Here is a 19,989-nt window from a genome sequence, read left to right as displayed (position 1 = left end):
CGCTTCGCCCGACAATCGGCACATCCTCACCAAACCAGCCACCACATTGCCTTTCAGGCATTTTCACCTTCATTTACGCTTGATTTAAACACGCCAAAATCTCTGCTGGCACAGTACCTGCTTAATGTTTTTCATCTTGTATTCAAGAATGAATATAAACATGTCAGCAAATACTCTCCGCCAAAATTCCGCCCAATCCCCACAACGGACGATCGCCGACGTATTGGCCTCGTACCGAGCCGGCAGCCTCACTCCCGGCAAACTGATTGGTGACCTGCTCACGCAAATAGACCACGCCGATCGCGACGAAGTCTGGATCAGCCGTGTGCCTGCCAAGACGCTCAAGCAACAGGCGGCCGCGCTTGATCTGATGCTGCAAATCAAGGGCGAAGCAGTGTTCGAATCGCTGCCGCTGTTCGGCATTCCGTTTGCGGTGAAAGACAATATCGACGTCGCCGACATGTCCACCACCGCCGCCTGCCCCGAATTCAGCCATGTGCCAAAAGTCAGCGCCACCGTGGTCGCCCGGTTGCAACAGGCTGGCGCGCTGCTGGTCGGCAAGACCAATCTGGATCAGTTCGCCACCGGCCTGGTCGGCGTGCGCTCTCCGTATGGCGCCGTGCGCAACTCGCTGCGGCCGGAATATGTTTCGGGCGGCTCCAGCTCGGGCTCGGCGGTTGCGGTCGCGTTGGGGCAAGTGCTGTTTTCGCTCGGTACCGACACCGCAGGCTCCGGCCGCGTGCCGGCAGCCTTCAATAATCTGGTCGGACTGAAACCGACGCGCGGCTTGCTCAGCGCCAGCGGCATGCTCCCGGCGTGCCGCACACTCGATTGCATTTCCATTTTTGCGCATGACGTCGCCGACGCCTGGCGCGTGCTGCAAAGCGCGGCCGGGTTCGATGCCGGCGACGCTTATTCGCGCAGCCCGTTGATGCTCGGCGTGAAGCGCCGTGGCTACCGCATCGCCGTGCCGCAAAAGCCGGAATTCTATGGCGACGACAACGCCAGACTGGCCTACGAACAAGCGCTGGAAAAAATCACCGCCATGCCCGGTGTCAGCATCACACACATCCCTTTCGACGCCTTCACCGACGCCGCGCAATTGCTGTATCAAGGCCCCTGGGTAGCGGAACGCCGTGCAGCACTCGGTGCTTTTTTTGAATCCCATAAAGAAGCGATTCATCCGGTGGTCAGAGAGATCACCGAGCAGTCCGACAAGTTCGACGCGGTCGATGCTTTCAACGGCCAATACCGTCTGGCCGAACTGCGCCGCGAAGCTGAAACCCTGCTGCAAAATACCGACCTGCTGCTGGTGCCGACCACCACCACCATGCCGACCATCGCGGCGGTGGAAGCTGATCCCATCGTGCGTAATTCGCAGCTCGGCTACTACACCAACTTCGTCAATCTGATGGACATGGCCGCGCTGGCCATTCCAGCCGTGTGGCGCAAGGACGGTCTGCCGGCAGGGATCACGCTGATCGGTCCGGCCGGGTCCGATCATCTGCTGGCGGAAGCAGGTGCACAGTTCCAGCAATTACTGGGCGGTGCAGCACAGGCCGATGCTGTCGCTGCCGCGCCGCTGCCTTTCAACGAACCTACAGTCAAAGTCGGGGTAGTCGGCGCGCATCTGAGCGGCCAGCCCCTGAACTGGCAACTGCTGGAGGCTGGCGCACGCCTGCATGCCAGCACCACAACCAGCAAACACTATCGCCTCTACGCACTCGCCAACACGACGCCGGCCAAGCCTGGATTGGTGCGTACCAATGGCGACGACGGTGCCGCCATCGTCAGCGAAGTCTGGGAAATGCCGCTGCGTAATTTCGGCAGCTTCGTCGCCGCGATTCCGGCACCGCTCGGCATCGGCACCATGGAGCTGGCCGACGGCAGCAGCGTCAAGGGCTTCATCTGCGAACCGGCGGCACTCGACAACGCACGCGACATCACCGGCTACGGCAGCTGGACTGCCTATCTCGCTGCAAAGATCTGACCCAGTTCTCACACTTATTTCCGCCCCCAACTCACGGAGCCAGCATGAAAAAGACAGCACAACCGGACACGACAAGTAATCTCGCAACGCAAGCTGAACCGCAGGCTGACTCCATGCAGCGCCGCCGCTTTCTCGGCACCGCCGGCACGGTCGCGACGACGCTGGCGTTGGGCGGCGCACCGGCCATTTTGCGCGCGCAGACTGTTCCAATCCGCATCGGCTACTGGCCGGTCGCAGCAGGCCTGCCCTTCTATGCTGCCGTGGAAGCCGGCTACTTCAAGGAAGCCGGTCTCGATGTACAGCCGATCAAGTTTGCCGGCGCGCAGCAAGTGATGGAAGCCATGCTGTCCGGTCGCGCCGATGGATCCGCCAACGGCACCGGCGCCGGCAACCTGGCCATCGGTGAAATAGCCCAGCCGGGACTGTTCAAGATCTTCGCGACCAACCCAAGTAATGCGCAGTATGTACTTGACGAGTTCCTCGTGCCGAAGGACAGCACCATCAAATCGATCGCGGAACTCAAGGGCAAGAAGATTGCCTCCGGCCCCGGCATTCAGAATGTCACGCTGGCCAAGACCGTACTTGAACGCGCAGGAGCAACCGGCGCGACCGTCACCGAACTGCCGATCGGCCAGCATGTCGCTGCACTCGCCGCCGGCCAGGTCGACGCCGTCTACACGCTGGAACCGACCGGCACCGTCGGCCGCATGAACAACACCACCCGTGTGCTGGAAGCCGGTGTCATCGCCAAGTACATCCTCGGCAATCCGAGCGCGCCATGGCATGGCGGCGCAGCGGCGTTGACCACTGACTTCATCAAGAAGCATCCTGCTGAAACCAAAAAATACATCGCCGCCTACACCCGCGGCATCGAGCTGATCCGCAAGACACCGGACAAGGCACGTCCTTACCTCAAGGGCTACACCGCCATCGAAGGATCTCTCACCAATGAAGTGCCGCTGGCGTCCTACATGCTCTACAACGAGTTCAAGGCCAGCGACGTTGCCTACTTCCAGAAGTTCTACGACCTGTTCGTCGACAAGGGTATCTTCGCCTCGCGCGTGATGGTTGACTCACTTCTTTACAAGGGTTGATCATGGCTGACTCCCTCACTGTTGACGGCACCGCGAAGCCGGACACCACAGCCGCTCAGGCGGCTGAAATCAAAGTAGCACCGGTTGCCAAGAAGCGCCGCACGCCGCCGTCCTTCGGCAAGCTCCTGCCCATCGTCGGCCCGATTGCCTTGTTCATCATCTGGGATCTGGTGGTGCGCGCCGGTTGGATCAAGGCCATCCTGCTGCCGACGCCTGCGGCGACGCTGATCACACTGGTCAACGGTCTCGCCGGTGGTCCGCTGCTGATGGATTTTTTGGTGACGGTGATGCGCACGCTGGAAGCCTTCGTCATTGCCGCCGTAGTCGGCGTACCGCTCGGCGTTCTGCTTGGCAGCAATGAGCGCGCCTATCGCAGTGTGGAGTTCCTGATCGACTTTTTCCGCTCGACGCCATCGTCGGCATTGATCCCGCTGTTCCTGCTGATCTTCGGCGTGTCGGACATCAACAAGGTCGCCATCGCTGCCTTCGGCGCGCTGCTGATCGTGCTGTTCAACAGCGCTTACGGCGTGCTCAACGCCCGCAAGCAACGCGTGATGGCGGCCAAGGTGATGGGTGCGTCGCGCTGGCAGATCTTCAAGGATGTGCTGCTGTGGGAAAGCCTGCAGCCGACCTTCGTCGGCCTGCGCAGCGCGGTGTCGATGGCGCTGGTGATCGTGATCGTGGCCGAGATGTTCATCGGCTCCGAAAACGGTCTCGGCCACAAGATCATCGACGCCCAGCAAGTGTTGAACGTCCGCGAAATGTATGCCGCGATCCTCGCTGCCGGCGCGCTCGGCTATGCCCTGAACGTGGTCTTCATCGTGATTGAAAAACGTATCGTCCACTGGAGCGGAAGATGAGCGTCGTCATTTCCCCAAAATTGAAATATGAAGAGCCGGTCGTCCCGTTCATCCCCGGCCCGCCCGGCACGCACATCACGATCCGCGGCCTGACCAAATATTTCGCCGGCTGGCCGCTGTACGAGGATTTCAATCTCGACATTCCCAAGAACAAGATCGTCTCGGTGTTCGGCCCCAACGGCTGCGGCAAGTCAACGCTGATCAACATGATTGCCGGCTTGATTCCAATCGACTCGGGTCAGATTCTGTTCGACGGCAAGTCGCTCGCCGACACCAAGATCGGCTACGTCTTCCAGAACTACCGCGAAGCCATGTTTCCCTGGCTGCGCACCATCGACAACATTGCCTATCCGCTCAAACTGGAAGGTAAATCCAAGGTCGAGATCAACCGCCGCGTGGAAGAACTGGTCGCCTCCTTCGACGTCAAGTTTGACCTCAATCGCTATCCGTACGAAATGTCCGGCGGACAGCAGCAGACCGCTTCCATCATGCGTGCGCTGGCGCCGGGGCCGGAGGTGCTGTTCCTGGACGAACCCTTCTCCGCGCTCGACTTCGAGATGACGCTGTTCATCCGCGAAAAGCTGCAGGAAGTCTTCATGCAGACCGGCACCACCATGATGCTGGTGTCGCACGATCTGGAAGAAGCGGTCTACCTCGCCGACGAGATCCTGCTGCTGACCAAGCGCCCCACAAAGGTGGCACACATCCTGCATTACGACGATGCCCGTCCGCGCACGGTGGAAACGCTGACGCAGCCGCGCTTCATCGAAGCCAAGAAGATGAGTCTGGAAATTTTTCAGACTGAAGTCCGGCGCGAGGCGACTGCTCAACCGCCCAAATAATCCGCTACAGAATTTTTTGCATCGCTTTGCCAACAACACCACCAACGTTTCCCTTGACTGGAGCCAAAGATGAACAACCGTCGTGACTTTCTCAAACTGACCGGCGCCGCTGCACTGGGCGCAGCATTTCCGCTGGACCTGCTGGCTGCTGCACCGTTGACGGTCGGCTTCATCTACGTCGGTGCGCGCGACGATTTCGGCTACAACCAGTCGCATGCGCAAGCTGCCGCGATCATCAAAAAAATGCCGGGCATCAAGGTCATCGAAGAAGAGAAAGTGCCGGAAACCGTGGCCGTACAAAAAACCATGGAAGCCATGATCCAGCAAGACGGCGCATCGCTGATCTTCCCGACCTCGTTCGGCTACTTCGATCCGCACGTCCTGAAAGTCGCGGAGAAATACCCCAAGGTGCGCATCGCCCACTGCGGTGGTCTGTGGACTGCCGGCAAGCATCCGATGAACGTGGGCAGCTTCTTCGGCTATATCGAAGAGTGCGAATACCTGTCCGGCGTGGTCGCCGGACACATGAGCAAATCCAAGAAGCTGGCCTTCATCGCCGCCAAGCCGATTCCGCAGGTGCTGCGCAATATCAACGCCTTCACGCTGGGCGCGCAATCGGTGGATCCATCCATCACCACGCATGTGATTTTCACCGGCGACTGGTCGCTGCCGGTCAAGGAAGCCGAAGCCGCCAACAGCCTGATCGATCAGGGTTGCGATGTCATCACTTGCCACGTCGACGGCCCCAAGGTCATCGTTGAAACCGCAGAGAAGCGCGGCATCATGACCTGCGGCTACCACGCCAGCCAGGCCGCACTCGCCCCCAAGGGCTACCTCACCGGCGCCGAGTGGAACTGGGCCACGCCGTACACCGAAATCGTCAAAGCCACCGTCGAAGGCAAGCCGATGATCAACTTCCTGCGCGGCGGTCTCAAGGACAACTTCGTCAAGATGTCGCCTTACGGCGCCAACGTCAGCGCAGCGGCCAAGAAGAAGGCCGACGATGTAAAGGCGCAGATGCTGGCCGGTAAATTCCAGATCTTCAAGGGCCCGATCAAGGACAACAAGGGCGCAGTCGTGATCCCGGCCGGCACGACGCAGGTGCAGACCGATGTCGCGCTGGAGAAGATGAACTATCTGGTGGCGGGCGTCGTCGGTCAGGTATGAAAACTGCTTAGTGCAATGTAAGCCGGCAGCGCGCCGCTGCCGGCTTATTTTCTTGCCATTTTGTCGCCCTTTTTTCGCTCTTTTCTCGCTCTTCATTGTTCATCATCGTTCATAGATCGCCATGACCACACACGACCGCGCGGAAAACAGTGCTTTCACTTTACGGCTCAAGGCCCGTGCCGCCGTCACGCTGGCGCCGGTATTGCCAACGCTGTGCGCACTGAGCGGCGCACTGTTGCTGTTCGTGTTGTTTCTTCTGGTGCAGGGCAAGCCCGCTACCGAAGCTTGCCTGCTGATCTTCCAGGGCGCCTTTGGCTCCATGTTCGCCTGGCAGAATACCTTGCAACGCGCCGCGCCCTTGCTGTTGACCGCACTATGCGTGGCGCTGCCGGCACGCGTGGGCCTGATCGTCATTGGCGGCGAAGGTGCGCTGGCGATGGGTGGATTGTTTGCCGCCGTACTTCCCTCTTTTTTACCCGTGCTGTCGCCGTGGATCATGCTGCCGGCCATGGCCGTCGTTGCCATGATCGCCGGTGGACTCTGGATTGCGCTGTGTGGTGCCTTGCGCCAATGGCGCGGCGTCAACGAAACCATCTCCAGCCTTCTGCTTTCCTACATCGCAGTCGCATTGTTCAAACATCTGGTCGAGGGCCCGCTGCGCGATCCGGCCAGTCTCAACAAACCGTCGACAGTGCCGCTGCCGGACGCCTACCTGATCAATCCCCTGCCCGGCCTCGACGTGCATTGGGGATTGGTATGGGGTGCGCTGGCTTGCGTGGCGGCATGGATATTCCTGCGCCATAGCGTGACCGGTTTCGCCATGGCGATTGCCGGTGGCAACGGCCGCACAGCACGCCTGGTCGGTCTGCCGGTCAATCGCCTGGTGGTGATTGCCTGCGCCATGGGCGGCGCTGCAGCAGGTCTGGCCGGCATGTTTGAAGTCACCGCCGTACACGGCAGCGCCAACAGCGCACTGCTCGCAGGCTACGGATTCAGCGGCATTCTGGTGGCCTTTGCGGCGCGCCAGAATCCACTTGCCATCATCGTCTGTGCCGTCGTCATCGGCGGCGTCGAAGCCAGCGGCAGCTTGCTGCAACGCCGTCTCGATCTGCCTGACGCCACCACGCTGGTCTTACAGGGACTGCTGTTCTGCAACCTGCTGGCGTGGGAAGCAATCACGGGCCGTCTCGGTACACTGAAGACGCGCTGGCAACAACAGGCACAACCCTTGCCAACGACTGCCGTGGAGACCAGCCATGTCTGATTTCGATTTCACCACGCTGCTGCTGGCCTTGTTCGCTGGCGCGATCCGGGTCGGTACGCCCTTCCTGTTTGTAAGTCTGGGCGAATGCCTGACCGAAAAAGGCGGCCGCGTGAACCTCGGTCTGGAAGGCATCCTCGTTTGCGGCGCGATGACCGGTTACGCCGTGTCCTTCTTCTCCGGCTCGGCCTGGCTGGGCGTGCTGGCGGCGGGCGTGTCCGGCATGCTGCTTGGCACCTTGCACGGGCTGGTGTGTTCGCTGCCGCGCGTCAACGACATCGCCTTCGGTATTGCGCTGATGCTGCTCGGCACCGGCCTGGCCTTCTTCCTCGGCAAACCTTTCATTCAACCGCAGGCGACGATGCTGCCGTCGATCGATCTCGGCAGTTGGAGCAGCAATCCGCATCTGCATCACGCGCTGGAAATCAATGCACTGTTTCTGATCGGCGTGCTGCTGGCTGCCGCCTTGCAATGGGGCTTGTCGAGCACCAGTTGGGGACTGGCTTTGCGTCTGGTCGGCGACCATGCCGAGACCGCGCGCGCTCTCGGCTATCGCATCAATCTGACGCGCATCATCGCCACGGCCTGCGGCGGTTTTCTGGCGGCGGTAGGCGGCGCTTATCTGTCGCTCTACTACCCCGGCAGCTGGAACGAAGGCCTGTCCAGCGGACAAGGCCTGATGGCGGTGGCACTGGTGATTTTTGCGCGCTGGCAACCGATGCGGTGCTTGCTGGCTGCGCTGTTGTTTGGCGCTGCCGGCGCGCTCGGCCCGGCCTTGCAGGCGGTCGGCGTGACCTCGGGCTACTACCTCTTCAACGCCGCACCTTACGCGCTGACCTTGCTGATCATGATCATTACCTGCCGCCCCGACCGCACGCTGTCCAGCGCGCCGGGCGAACTCAGTCTTACCAGATAAATCAGGAGAAACCGACATGTCCGAATTGTTCATTAAAGCCGAACCTTATGCGTGGCCCTACGACGGTGCACTGAAGCCGGGCAATACTGCACTGATCGTGATCGACATGCAGACCGACTTCTGCGGCATCGGCGGCTACGTCGACAAGATGGGTTATGACCTGTCGCTCACGCGCGCGCCAATCGCGCCGATCAAGAACGTGCTGACCGCCATGCGCGCAGGCGGCTACACCATCATCCACACACGCGAAGGCCATCGCCCGGACCTGTCCGACCTGCCTGCCAACAAGCGCTGGCGCTCGCGCCAGATCGGCACCAACGGCGTCGGTATCGGCGATGACGGCCCATGCGGCAAGATCCTCGTACGCGGCGAACCGGGCTGGGAAATCATTCCCGAACTGGCGCCTATCGCCGGCGAAATCATCATCGACAAACCCGGCAAGGGCTCGTTTTGCGCTACCGATCTGGAACTGGTGCTGCACACGCGCGGCATCCGCAATTTGATCCTGACCGGCATCACCACCGACGTCTGCGTCCATACCACCATGCGCGAAGCCAACGACCGTGGTTTTGAATGCGTGATGCTGGCCGACTGCTGCGGCGCCACCGATCACAACAATCATCTGGCGGCGCTGTCGATGATCAAGATGCAGGGCGGCGTGTTCGGTGCGGTGTCGGACTCCTCATCGCTGTTGCAAGCGATAGGAAAATAATCATGCACGCGCTCGAGCTGGAAGTCATCGGCGCCGGCAAATCCTTCGGCGAGTTCCGCGCCCTGGACGAGGTCTCGATCAAGATCAAGGCCGGCACCATCCACGCACTGCTGGGCGAAAACGGCGCGGGGAAAAGTACGCTCGTCAAAGGCCTGGTCGGCTACAGTCCGCTCGATCAGGGCATCATCCAGGCCGACCGCCGCGAGGTAGAAATCCGCGGCCCGCGCGTGCCCAACACGCTCGGCATCGGCATGGTGTATCAACACTTCACGCTGGCGCCCAGCCTGTCCGTGGCAGAAAACCTGCTGCTGGCGCGCGGCCTCGTGCGCTGGCGCATCCACTGGAATCTGGAACGCCAGGCGCTGGAGGAATTCATGGCAGCGATGCCGTTCCGGCTCGACCTCGACCGCCTCATCAGCAGCCTGTCTGCCGGTGAAAAACAGAAGCTTGAAATCCTCAAACAACTCTATCTGCGACGCCGACTGCTGATCCTCGACGAACCGACTTCAGTACTCACGCCGCAGGAGGCCGATGAAGTGCTCGGTCTGATGCGCGACCTCACGCGCCGCGAAGAACTGACCGTGCTGATGATCACGCACAAGTTTCACGAAGTCACCGCTTATGCCGACGACGTCACGGTGCTGCGCAAGGGACGTCTGGTCGGCAGCACGGCCGTGGCCGACACCAGCCCCGCCGAACTCGCACACTGGATGATGGGACAGGCCCGCGTCGAAAAAGAAATCATGGCGCGTCCACCGGTGCCTGCCGAGGCGCCGGTAGGCCTGAAGGTCGAATCGCTGCTGGTGCTTAATGACCGCGGCGTCACCGCCGTCAATACGCTGTCGCTGCAGGTGAAGCGCGGCGAGATCGTCGGCCTGGCGGGTATCTCCGGCAACGGTCAGAAAGAACTGGTGGAAGCCCTTCTCGGCCAGCGCCGCCGCTTGTCCGGCGAAGTGCAAATCAACGGCGCCGACTATCAAGCCAGCCGCACTGAGATGCGCGAGCGCAAGGTCTTCGCGCTGCCGGAAGAACCGCTGCGCAACGCCTGCATTGCGGGCATGAACGTCGCCGAAAATATGGCGCTGCGCAATTTCGATGTAGCGCCCTACCGTCGCAGCGGCTGGCTGCGCTGGAGCGTCAATCGTGCCGCCATGCGCAAACAGGCGCAGGCGTTGATCGCCGCCTTCAACGTCAAACCGCCGCTGCCGGAACGCGCCATCGGTACGCTCTCAGGCGGCAACGTGCAACGCGCCGTGCTGGCGCGCGAGCTGGGTGACTCGACCAGACAGGAAGATGCGGTGAACGTACTGATCGTCGCCAATCCTGTGTTTGGCCTGGATTTTGCCTCGGTGGCCGACATCCACGCGCGGCTTTTGCAGGCGCGCGCACTGGGAACGGCGATCCTGCTGGTCAGCGAAGATCTCGACGAATTGCTGGAGTTGTCCGACCGCATCCTCGTGATGACCGACGGCGCCATCGTGCACGCGACAGATGCAGCCAGCGCCGACCGCGCAGAACTGGGACGCTGGATGGCGGGGCACGGTCAACACGGCAATCCATCGACTACGCCCGACACGCAACTGGAGACCGCATGATTACCGTCGACGCTATTCCCTACTCTTATCAATTCGAAAGCCGCCATACGGCGCTGGTGGTGATCGACATGCAGCGCGATTTCGTCGAGGAAGGCGGCTTCGGCAGCGTGCTCGGCAATGATGTGCGGCCGCTGGCTACCATCGTACCGACGGTAGCGAAACTGCTGGCGCTGGCGCGCGAACATGGCGTGCTGGTGGTGCACACGCGCGAATCGCATTTGCCGGATCTGTCCGACTGTCCGCCGGCCAAACTCAAGCGCGGCAATCCGACATTAGGCATCGGCGATGAAGGCCCGATGGGACGCATCCTGGTGCGCGGCGAACCGGGTAACCAGATCCTGCCGCTGCTGGCGCCGCAAGACGGCGAACTGGTGATCGACAAACCCGGCAAGGGCGCGTTCTACGCCACCGACCTGCACGCGCAGTTGCAGGCGCGCGGCATCACGCACCTGCTCTTTGCCGGCGTCACGACCGAAGTCTGCGTACAGACCTCGATGCGCGAAGCCAACGACCGCGGCTACGAATGCCTGATCGTCGAAGACGCCTGCGCCAGCTATTTCCCCGTATTCCATCAGGCCACGCTGGCCATGCTAACCGCGCAGGGCGGCATCGTCGGCTGGAAAGCGCCGCTGTCCACGCTGCAAGCTTCGTTCAAAGAAACCGCCGGAGAATCCGCATCATGAGTCCGCAAGTCAATCTGCCGCACATCGTTGAAGAAGTCGAACAAGCCTTTGCCGACTATGAACATGCCCTGCTGGTACATGATGTGCCGGCGCTGGATCGCTGGTTTTGGTACGACCCGCAAACGGTGCGCTATGGCGTGGCGGAAATCCTCCTGGGTGGAGAAGCGATACGCCAATACCGTCAGACCTGCGCGCCGGTGCATCCCTCACGCAAGCTGTACGGTACGGTGATCACGACCTTCGGCAGCGACTATGCTACTGTCAGTACCGAGTTCACTGCCGACGACTCGGATAAAATCGGTCGCCAGATGCAAACCTGGGTGCGCATGGAAGCCGGCTGGCGCATCGTCGCCGCGCATGTGAGCCTGATGGCTTGATGGCTCAATGACTTGATGTCGCGACACCCCCGCTTCCGATTTCCGGCTTGTTGATTTCCTTTTTGTATTGATGACGCTCCACCATGACCGTAACTTCTGCAAACCCTCTCGCTGAACAGGTTTACAACCGGCTCAAGGAAGACATCTTCAATTTCCGTCTGCTGCCGGGCGACAATTTCACTGAAACCGAGATGGCGCTGTCCTACGGCGTCTCGCGCACGCCATTGCGCGATGCCCTGTTCCGGATGCAGCGCGAAGGTTATCTGGATGTCGGTTTTCGCCGCGGCTGGAAGGTGCGGCCGATCGACTTCGACCGTCTCGACAATCTCTACGACCTGCGCATCGTGCTGGAAATGGCGGCGCTTGAACGGCTCTGCCAGAACCCGGATCCTTCGCCCGGTCTGCAGGAACTCAATGCCGTCTGGCTGGTGCCGGAGGAAGAACGCGAAAGTGAAGCCGTCAAGGTGGCAGAGCTGGACGAAAGCTTTCACACCAACCTGGTCGCCGCCGCCGGCAACGAAGAAATGACGCGCATCCATACCGAAGTGACGGAAAAAATCCGCATCGTCCGCCGACTCGATTTCCTGAAAAAAAATCGTGTGCTGGCGACGTATGAAGAACACGGCAAGATCCTCAAGCTGATCGCCAAACGCAAGGCCACCGAAGCGCAAATCCTGCTGCGCGCTCACATCACGCAAAGCAAGCTGGAAGTGCGCAAGATCACCATCTGGATGCTCGCCGAAGCCCGTCAGGAACAATTGAAAACGCTGCCTTAGCCGCCAGCACAATCCAGTCAGCCGCTTCGCTGAAGTTTTACAGGCGCAAAGTCATGAACATGCTGTTCGGATCTTCGCCGTAGGTTCCGAACGGACCGCAATAGACGAAACCCACACTTTCATATAGTTGCCGCGCCGGTTTGAAGGCGTCAAACGATCCGGTCTCCAGGCTGAGACGTTCATAGCCGCGCGCTGTGGCCTGTTCGATAATGTGCGCCAGTATCGCCCGGCCGGCGCCTTTGCGACGCAGCGCCTCGGGTGTGCGCATGGATTTGATTTCGCCATGCCGGCGGTCAAGTTCCTTCAGCGCCCCGCAGCCTATCAGCTGCGCATCCTCCCATACGGTCCAGAATGTGATGTCCGGACTGCGCAGCTTACTGAGATCGAGCGCGTGCACGCTTTCGGGTGGCGAGATCTCGCGCATATTGCGCAAGTGTTCTTCGAGCAAGGCGTGGATGGCGGGGCGCGAAAGGTCGTCGATTTCTATGTGCATTGCGGACTCCTAAACTTTGCATGGTGAAAATATTCCCACACTGAATTGATGACAATGTCGCCCCATTGGCTTCGCATTGCAACAGGAGCATTATCTGTTTCCGCATTGTACGGTGACGGCTCAGATGTCAACAAACGTGTCGCCATGTACCATCTTTCTACAGGATCAGTACCTGTCGAAACGTACTGCATTTTCGACAGACAGTCAGACGGATTGCTCGCAGGTGTTGGCCATACCAGTTTTTGGCGAATTTACCGCTGCTGTCTTTGTTGCTTCTGACGGCGGTGTCGCCGGCAGTCCTAGATACGCCAGATTTGGTGTCACTACCGCTGACGCTGTCGAATCCGACGCCACGGTAAAGCCTGCATCCTTGATCTTAGAACGTGTTTACGATCTTAGAAGTTCGCGTATGTATGTGCTCCTGCCAATGACAGAATCTGGCTCAACCTCTTGACTCGCACGGCTCTCCGCTTTTATGCGATGACTTTGAAATCGACGTTATAAAATGTTAACAATCAGAAACTTTTCTATATCTGCAAGGATGTTTCTCGTCTAGCCTACATAGAGTCCCATCTCCATTCAGATGGGACGTTCGATCCTGCAAAAGGATCTTTTTTCTGTAGTTTTCATATGTCATCAAGATTCTTTTGCGGTAACCCACGATTTGGTTTCGACCACAATTTGAGGAGCATTTAGATGAATACGACTTTGAACTTAGACGAAGAAGTGCTGGAGCAGTTTGCTGAATACCTGGAAAAGAATGAGCTGGATGCGCAGGCTTCGTCCACCTCTACTGTTTCCCATAACTCGAACAATATCAGCGCTGAGTAACATCTCGAGGGCGGCGGCAATTCATCGCATCCGCCTTTTTTGTTTGAAATTTTCTCCATTTTTAACTCCGGATAGGGAAGTCGCGTATGAAAATGGGCACGAGCTTTCTATTTTTTCTCGCGAGTTCTGCACTCAGCACCATCGCACTGCATTGCGTCCGGTTCGGTATGTCGTGGCTGGTGATGCGCGAGACAGGTTCCGCCATCGCATTTGCTACAGTTTTTAGCGCCTCAAGTTTAGTCGAGGTGTACTCCAAGCCAGTGTTGGCGCCAATGGCAGATTACTTTGATCGCCTCAATGTCTACCGAATCTGTGTTGGCTTGGCCGCCACTGTCATGCTGGTCTTAATGTTGGCGGTCTCTTTGCTGCCATTCTCGATTGTCGTAGTCACAAGCTTACTTGTCGTTCTGAGTCTTATCGCCGGGCTTCGTGATCCGGCCTCTGCCGGTTTAACTCCCGCACTCGTCAGCGCAGACCACTTAACTGCCGCGCAAACTCTTGCCGCAAGCACCAGCTCCATCGTTGGTCTTTGCGCACCCATGTTGGGAGCCTTGCTATTAGCCATAGGCGGTGTGCCGGCGGCGCTTGGAGCAGCAGCCATTGCCTGTGCCACCGGCTTATGCACAAGTTTTGGTATCCGTATTTTGAGACCTGGCTCTGTCTTCGCTCCTAAACAATGGGGCGAATACTTTCGAACCTGGCACTTACGAATAGCAGATGGCGTACGTGCCGTTGTCCTTACTCGCTCGGAACGAATAATGGCGATTGTCGTTGCGCTCACAAATGCCGGTTTGTTTCCGTTCTTTGCCGTTGTGCTTCCTATATGGGTGACCCAAGGCCTTGGTGCTTCGGCTGGCACCATGGCGATGATAGAGATTGCATTTGGCGTAGGCATCCTTGGCGGCAGTACTCTTCTTACAGGGCGTCTGAATATTTTAATGGGCCGCTTTATGGCGCTAGTAACAGGCAATGGTCTGCTTGGTGCCGGAATCTTTATGGCAGCCTTTTGTAACAACATGTACTTACTTGCACTGTGCTTTGCCGTGAGCGGCGCTGGCTTTGCGGTTTTTAATATCAACGCTAGTACCCTGCGTTCGGCAGCCACACCTCCGGAATTTCGCTCACGGATGGCCGCTGGCGTGGCATTTCTATCTTCTTGCCTGAATCCCCTTGCAACACAAGGCATTGGATTTGTCATCGCAGGCTTCAGCCTCGACATTAGCATTGCTGTATGTGGAACATTGATACTCATATCGACAGCGCTTTTATTGAGGAATGTTGATGCTAAGTCGCTGTTGATACGACCCAATGAGGAAATTGTGGGAATTTATGCGACGTTGTATCCACGCGCTTTTCGCCAATCAAAAAATGCCTGATCACATGATCAATAAGCAATTCACTCGTTTAAGTTCCAGTCTGCGTTCACGCAGCGCTGAAGAATCGTTGGCGATAGCGGAATCATTGGCGACGAGCCGTGGAATCAGCCGTGTTGTCGATACAACTTGGCTTGACCGCATTGGAATTCCTGTTTATTCGTCAATTCGGCCCGATGGGGTAAAGGGAACGTTATGTGTACATGCGGGGAAAGGATTCACACATGCCGAGGCTAAAATTGGCGCCTATATGGAAGCGATTGAGTTCAGCTTTGCCACACCCGGTCGTAATATTGCAGACTGGTTTCTGTGCAAACCGTCAGAAATCCTCGCCTCCTTTAAGCAACGCATTCACTTCTCCGATTTTTGTCCTCGTGTAGGACATCGTATTGAACATAACGACGATATAGCGGTAGTCATTGGGGAAGAAATAATGAGTAACCTCGGACGAGTCCTCGTCCCAGCTGAACTAATCTATCTTCCGTTTTTCGAAAATACAGGAGTCAAGTTATACGGTACGAGTACTAACGGTTTGGCTTCAGGAAATACATTGGATGAAGCCACCGTACATGGTCTCGCCGAGGTAATGGAGCGTCATGTACGGTCATTTGATGTAATTAAGGATCATTCTTTATTAGTGGATTTAAACAATGCGCCATTGAAAGTCAAAGCGATGGCTAAGCAGATCGAAAGTGCCGGTTTGCGCTGCTACTTGCGTTATAGCAAAAATCCATTTGGACTGGCGTACTTCACAGGCTACGTGCTTGAGCCAGATGAACATAATCCAATCGCGGTCGCATCAGGTTTTGGTTTTCATCCAATCGCAGAAATCGCGGCAGTGCGTGCTTTGGCCGAAGCAGTGCAAGGGCGGCTGAGTCATATCCATGGTGGCCGGGATGACATTATCGAACGAGTAAAAGTCGGTGCCGAACTTGGCCGTGATCGCGAGTTGAATCTCATTCGACATTTACGCAATATGGCTGCTAATCCGCACGAGAAGATAGTCTTCTCCGAAGTACCAAACGTGGAAATTTCCAGTGTTCTGCAGGCACTGGAATGTTTGTATCAAGGGCTTTCCCGGGCCGGAATCAACCACGTAGTGAGAGTGCCATTGACTGAGGCCGAATACCCGTTTCAAGTTGTCAAGATAGTAGTACCGGGGGCTGAAATGTACGAAGCAGAATTGCCTCGACTTGGCACACGCCTAGCCAAACACTTTCAACAACCGAAGGAATCGAAAAATGCATGAGGCGACCTATATCTTTGCAGGTCCCTCTCTTTTTGGCACTGGGCTGAGTACAGTAACAACGAATGGTATTTCCTGGCGCCCTCCAGCACGTCGTGGCGATATTGAACAGCTTGTGATCAAGCAAAAAAATCCGGGTGTCATTGGATTGGCCGATGGGACATTTCACTCCTATCCATCGGTAGGGCATGTTGAACTAAGAGAAGCACTTGACGCTGGTTGGCGTGTGTACGGCTTATGCTCCATGGGAGCAATTCGAGTAAGCGAGATGTCCCACATGGGGATGATTCCTTGGGGAAAAGTAGCCAAAATGTTCTGCAGCGACCGTAACCTTGCTGATGACGAGGTTGCCTTGGTGCACAGCACAGAAACGCCATATGTCCCGCTGTCAGAACCTATGCTGCATATACGGGAATTCTGTGCGCAGGCTCAGCAGCAAGATTTATTAACCGGGGAACAAGCTGCCATCATCCTCGACTCACTTCGACAAAGATGGTACGGAGATCGGACTATTGCCAATTTTCGTCTTGAGATAGCATCAGTCTGTGCGGATCACAAACTACTCACCGCATTGCTTTCAGCTACGTATAACTTCGATCCGTATCGTTTGAAACAGGCAGACCTTGTGTCTTTCGCGACTGAATGTCCGTGGACTGTGGGAGCGCAAAAATGAATCATTGTCTTGTGGCGGATTTGGGCGGTCTACCGATGATTGACGAGGAAGTAAAAACCTCTGCCTTGGCAACACTTGTCTGTGCCGTACGTCAACGTTTGGATAATAAAAAACAACCACTCACAGCCTATCTACAACCCGAGTTAGCTCGGGATTGCTATCGTCATGCATCCACGCAACCGGTGACCGAACTTGACTCCATACCGTTAAATAAAGCCGATATAGATACGATCCAGCGCACATGTAAAGACGTTATCTCCATTGTCCCGAAATGGCAGTCTATTTTTTCCGTTCCGTTATGCTGGCGTCGTCTTGTGGATGACATATTCAGTTCAAGCAACCCGCTGATTCCTCAACACATCTACTTAGGTGAAGGCGGCATAAGCAGCCCTCGGCTCGCAGAATATATTGTCCACGAAGTTTCACACACTTGGGTGGGAATGATTGCCGAGATCACGCCGCTCGCCGAACGTAGCGAGCCAATCCACGTTCTGCCATCTGGCACATCGGGCAAAGAAATCACCCAGGTGATATACGCATTGACGTTCGCAGTCACTGCTGTGCGCTTTTACCGCGCAAAGATATTTGCGGGTTGTAATACGGTCGATGATGGAAATCGCCTGACCTACCTTGAGAACTACGCGGACGGGTGTCTGAAAATTGTTGAACCAAGTGGAAAGCTAACATCCAATGGCATTTTCATTGCCGAGTCGTGTCGCCGGTTTTTATCGTCGTTAAGGTGAACCACATGATCCGTATCGAATTTCCTTCTCAGCTTAGCGCTCTAGTCGCGGGGCGGACACGCCTCGAAGTCACCGCCTCAAATCTCAAGGAAGTATTCAACAAAATCGATGAAACGGCGCCAATGGTGCGGTCGCAAATTTTTGATGCTAACGGTGCTATTCGTCAGTTTGTCGGTCTGTTTCTGGACGAGCACCAGATTCATGAAATTGGTGATGGCACGCAACCAGTACATGAAGATAGTCGGATTCTTATTGTAATGGCTGTTGCCGGAGGTTAAGTGCCATGGACTCCCTCATCTCGGAATCTGTCTATTACGCTCGCCACTTTCGGCTGCCCGGTTTCAATGAAAAAATACAACAAAAACTACGTTCTGCCAGAGTATTGATCGTGGGAATGGGCGGACTCGGTTGTCCTGTGGCGCTTTATCTAGCGGGAGCCGGCATCGGCATGATCACCTTATGTGATGCGGATGAGGTGTCTGCAACAAATTTGCATCGACAGGTGTTATTCGACACCTCTTGTATTGGTCAGAAGAAAATCGCCATCGCTGCTGCGCGACTACAGGCGATTAATCCTTATATTCACATTGAGACAATTTGCCAATATGTGAATGCTCAGTTGTTGGTAGATCTGATGCCTCGTTTTGATGTCGTCATCGACTGCACAGATAATTTTGATGCCAAATATGCGATCAATGATGCTGCCGGGACCTTTGGCGTACCGCTGGTTTATGGTTCTATCTTTCAGTTCGAAGGGCAGGTATCCGTATTCCACCATCCCACTGAAAAGTACCCCAAAGGGCTCTCCTACAGAGATCTGCATTCCGAAGCGCCTCCGCCTGCACTAGCCCAAAACTGTGGCGACGCTGGCGTCATTGGCGTACTGCCAGGTGTCATCGGTACGCTTCAGGCCAACGAAGCCATTAAAGTAATCACAGGCCTGGGAGAAACACTATCGGGATTCCTACTAACGTTTGACGCGCTCAGTACGACGACGCGCAGATTGGCGCTCGCCAAACGCGATCATGCAAAGGTCATGCAGGAAATGTCTGACGACATCGTCTACAGTGAATTGCTTAACCGCATGAAATCTGCCTTGCCACCCGTATTGATTGATGTACGTGAACTCGACGAACGACAAGCCCTGTCTATTGGAGGTGAGCACATCCCATTAGCGGCGCTACCACAGCATGTGATGGACTTGCCTCGTAACCGAGACATTATCGTTTACTGCAAATCAGGTATGCGCTCGGCTAAGGCCGTCCTCTATTTGCGCAGCGTCATGAGTGGAGTAAGGATACTTCATCTGAAAGGGGGTATTGACGCCTGCAATGGAGGGGACTTCACATGCAAGATATAACACGGGGCGATTTCGGAAATCCTCAAATTTACGAGCAAGTTCGAGCACACAATAATGTCTACGATGCAATCGAACGATCAACATATTTCCGACAGATATTGACTCAAGCCATGGGGACTGATTATCCCCCCGAATCTGCCCAGTATTCCTTCATAGGGATGCAGGGGCTGTGTTGGATTGCTGAAAGAATTTCGATGACATCCGCGGGTGTATGCATTGACATTGGCTGTGGAGAGGGCTCTCTCAGTAATTGGCTGCATCGCCTATGTGGTCGCAAAATTACCGGTTACGACACCTCAGAAAAAGCGATTCAAATTGCGATGAAAAAAAACCATCTCAACTGTAACTTCGTTGTCGCCGATTTCTGCCGGCTTCCAATAGATGATGGTTCTGTAGCCGCTATTTCAGCATTAGATTGCGTACAACACGCCCCATCGCCATTACTTCTTGCTAACGAACTCGCTCGTATATACATTCCAGGTACACGTTTGATCTTTACTCATTGGATGAGACGGTTCGATCCAATAATGCTGGCGCGTTATGATCCTTTATGTTCGGCGCTAAGTGCTGCAGAATTTAAAATCGAAGAAGTCACCGACCTTGATCCAAATCTGGACATCCAATTCCGAGTGTACGCTTACGTGCATGCAAATCGAAAATTATTGGAAGAAGAATTAGGAAGCATGCTACTTGACTCTCTGATGTCCGAAGCCCATCATCTACACCCGCGCAGAAGTAAAGTGGGACACCTCGCAGTTTCTGCCGTGTGGGACCCAAATTAGCGGTCCTGTCATATTTCTGCGACAAAAATCGGCCCGTTAAAAATGCCTTTTGCGCAATCCTAAGTCCTGGCTAACGACGAGAAACGAGCCCCGGCGAACCATTTGCCATGAGCAATCACATGCCGTCAATCAGAAATCGGAAAACAATATTTAAAACACAACATTTCCCCATCACACTGCAAACTGTGCCGTCAACATGGTCACTACCGCTTGTT

21 protein-coding genes are annotated in these 19,989 nt (G+C 56.4%); 20 read left to right on the top strand and 1 reads right to left on the bottom strand.

Annotation, left to right across the window (positions count from 1 at the left end):
* Positions 1–160 precede the first annotated feature (160 nt).
* The 12 genes from atzF (at position 161) to hmeg3_RS06710 (ending at position 12,273) form a co-directional block, all read left to right on the top strand.
* Positions 161–1,990, top strand: coding sequence for an allophanate hydrolase (atzF, locus tag hmeg3_RS06765; protein WP_094563063.1), 1,830 nt, complete (start codon positions 161–163; stop codon positions 1,988–1,990).
* Between the two features lie 113 nt (positions 1,991–2,103).
* On the top strand, positions 2,104–3,084 hold the full coding sequence (locus hmeg3_RS06760) for an ABC transporter substrate-binding protein (protein ID WP_094566178.1): 981 nt from the start codon (positions 2,104–2,106) through the stop codon (positions 3,082–3,084).
* A 2-nt stretch (positions 3,085–3,086) separates the two neighbouring features.
* Positions 3,087–3,944, top strand: a complete 858-nt coding sequence (locus hmeg3_RS06755; RefSeq protein ID WP_094563062.1) for an ABC transporter permease — start codon at positions 3,087–3,089, stop codon at positions 3,942–3,944.
* Entirely contained in the window at positions 3,941–4,786 is an 846-nt protein-coding gene (locus hmeg3_RS06750; RefSeq protein ID WP_094563061.1) for an ABC transporter ATP-binding protein, read from the top strand. Before hmeg3_RS06755 ends, hmeg3_RS06750 begins: the two co-directional genes overlap by 4 nt.
* A 69-nt stretch (positions 4,787–4,855) precedes the next feature.
* Positions 4,856–5,953, top strand: a complete 1,098-nt coding sequence (locus hmeg3_RS06745) for a BMP family ABC transporter substrate-binding protein (protein ID WP_094563060.1) — start codon at positions 4,856–4,858, stop codon at positions 5,951–5,953.
* A gap of 121 nt (positions 5,954–6,074) precedes the next feature.
* Positions 6,075–7,217 carry an ABC transporter permease gene (locus hmeg3_RS06740; RefSeq protein WP_094563059.1) on the top strand — a complete coding sequence of 381 codons (1,143 nt, stop codon included), beginning with the start codon at positions 6,075–6,077 and terminating at the stop codon, positions 7,215–7,217.
* Positions 7,210–8,130 carry an ABC transporter permease gene (locus hmeg3_RS06735; RefSeq protein WP_094563058.1) on the top strand — a complete coding sequence of 307 codons (921 nt, stop codon included), beginning with the start codon at positions 7,210–7,212 and terminating at the stop codon, positions 8,128–8,130. The genes hmeg3_RS06740 and hmeg3_RS06735 overlap by 8 nt, the downstream gene beginning before the upstream one ends.
* A 16-nt stretch (positions 8,131–8,146) precedes the next feature.
* Positions 8,147–8,842, top strand: a complete 696-nt coding sequence (locus hmeg3_RS06730; protein ID WP_094563057.1) for a cysteine hydrolase family protein — start codon at positions 8,147–8,149, stop codon at positions 8,840–8,842.
* Between the two features lie 2 nt (positions 8,843–8,844).
* Complete coding sequence (locus hmeg3_RS06725; protein ID WP_094563056.1) at positions 8,845–10,437, top strand: ABC transporter ATP-binding protein; 1,593 nt, start codon at positions 8,845–8,847, stop codon at positions 10,435–10,437.
* Positions 10,434–11,120: a cysteine hydrolase family protein gene (locus hmeg3_RS06720; RefSeq protein ID WP_094563055.1), complete on the top strand. Its 687-nt coding sequence runs from the start codon at positions 10,434–10,436 to the stop codon at positions 11,118–11,120. The genes hmeg3_RS06725 and hmeg3_RS06720 overlap by 4 nt, the downstream gene beginning before the upstream one ends.
* Positions 11,117–11,497 (top strand): oxalurate catabolism protein HpxZ, encoded by a 381-nt coding sequence (hpxZ, locus tag hmeg3_RS06715; RefSeq protein ID WP_094563054.1) that lies wholly within the window; start codon positions 11,117–11,119, stop codon positions 11,495–11,497. Before hmeg3_RS06720 ends, hpxZ begins: the two co-directional genes overlap by 4 nt.
* Positions 11,498–11,580: 83 nt before the next feature.
* Positions 11,581–12,273 (top strand): GntR family transcriptional regulator, encoded by a 693-nt coding sequence (locus hmeg3_RS06710; protein ID WP_094563053.1) that lies wholly within the window; start codon positions 11,581–11,583, stop codon positions 12,271–12,273.
* Positions 12,274–12,310: 37 nt separating this feature from the next.
* Here the strand turns inward: hmeg3_RS06710 and hmeg3_RS06705 are convergent, their stop codons facing one another.
* A complete protein-coding gene (locus hmeg3_RS06705; protein WP_094563052.1) occupies positions 12,311–12,766 on the bottom strand; it encodes a GNAT family N-acetyltransferase in 456 nt (151 codons plus the stop codon).
* 696 nt (positions 12,767–13,462) lie between these two features.
* Here hmeg3_RS06705 and hmeg3_RS25135 point away from each other — a divergent pair.
* The 8 genes from hmeg3_RS25135 (at position 13,463) to hmeg3_RS06675 (ending at position 19,774) form a co-directional block, all read left to right on the top strand.
* The gene (locus hmeg3_RS25135; RefSeq protein WP_255407551.1) at positions 13,463–13,597 is read left to right on the top strand and encodes a hypothetical protein; all 135 of its coding nucleotides are present in this window, start codon (positions 13,463–13,465) and stop codon (positions 13,595–13,597) included.
* 86 nt (positions 13,598–13,683) lie between these two features.
* Positions 13,684–14,973 carry an MFS transporter gene (locus tag hmeg3_RS06700; protein ID WP_094563051.1) on the top strand — a complete coding sequence of 430 codons (1,290 nt, stop codon included), beginning with the start codon at positions 13,684–13,686 and terminating at the stop codon, positions 14,971–14,973.
* Positions 14,927–16,219: a YcaO-like family protein gene (locus tag hmeg3_RS06695; protein ID WP_157739220.1), complete on the top strand. Its 1,293-nt coding sequence runs from the start codon at positions 14,927–14,929 to the stop codon at positions 16,217–16,219. Before hmeg3_RS06700 ends, hmeg3_RS06695 begins: the two co-directional genes overlap by 47 nt.
* Positions 16,212–16,889 (top strand): TfuA-like protein, encoded by a 678-nt coding sequence (locus tag hmeg3_RS06690; RefSeq protein ID WP_094563049.1) that lies wholly within the window; start codon positions 16,212–16,214, stop codon positions 16,887–16,889. The genes hmeg3_RS06695 and hmeg3_RS06690 overlap by 8 nt, the downstream gene beginning before the upstream one ends.
* A complete protein-coding gene (locus hmeg3_RS06685) occupies positions 16,886–17,632 on the top strand; it encodes a hypothetical protein (protein ID WP_094563048.1) in 747 nt (248 codons plus the stop codon). Before hmeg3_RS06690 ends, hmeg3_RS06685 begins: the two co-directional genes overlap by 4 nt.
* Positions 17,633–17,637: 5 nt before the next feature.
* Positions 17,638–17,910, top strand: coding sequence for a hypothetical protein (locus tag hmeg3_RS24650; RefSeq protein ID WP_157739219.1), 273 nt, complete (start codon positions 17,638–17,640; stop codon positions 17,908–17,910).
* 5 nt (positions 17,911–17,915) lie between these two features.
* A complete protein-coding gene (locus hmeg3_RS06680; RefSeq protein WP_094563047.1) occupies positions 17,916–18,992 on the top strand; it encodes a HesA/MoeB/ThiF family protein in 1,077 nt (358 codons plus the stop codon).
* Positions 18,980–19,774, top strand: a complete 795-nt coding sequence (locus hmeg3_RS06675) for a class I SAM-dependent methyltransferase (protein ID WP_094563046.1) — start codon at positions 18,980–18,982, stop codon at positions 19,772–19,774. The genes hmeg3_RS06680 and hmeg3_RS06675 overlap by 13 nt, the downstream gene beginning before the upstream one ends.
* The last annotated feature ends 215 nt before the right edge of the window (positions 19,775–19,989 follow it).

The sequence above is a fragment of the Herbaspirillum sp. meg3 genome (assembly GCF_002257565.1).
In the GTDB taxonomy this organism is placed as follows: domain Bacteria; phylum Pseudomonadota; class Gammaproteobacteria; order Burkholderiales; family Burkholderiaceae_D; genus Herbaspirillum.
Note: the sequence above shows the minus strand (reverse complement) of the source record. Positions and strands in the feature narration are given on the sequence as shown.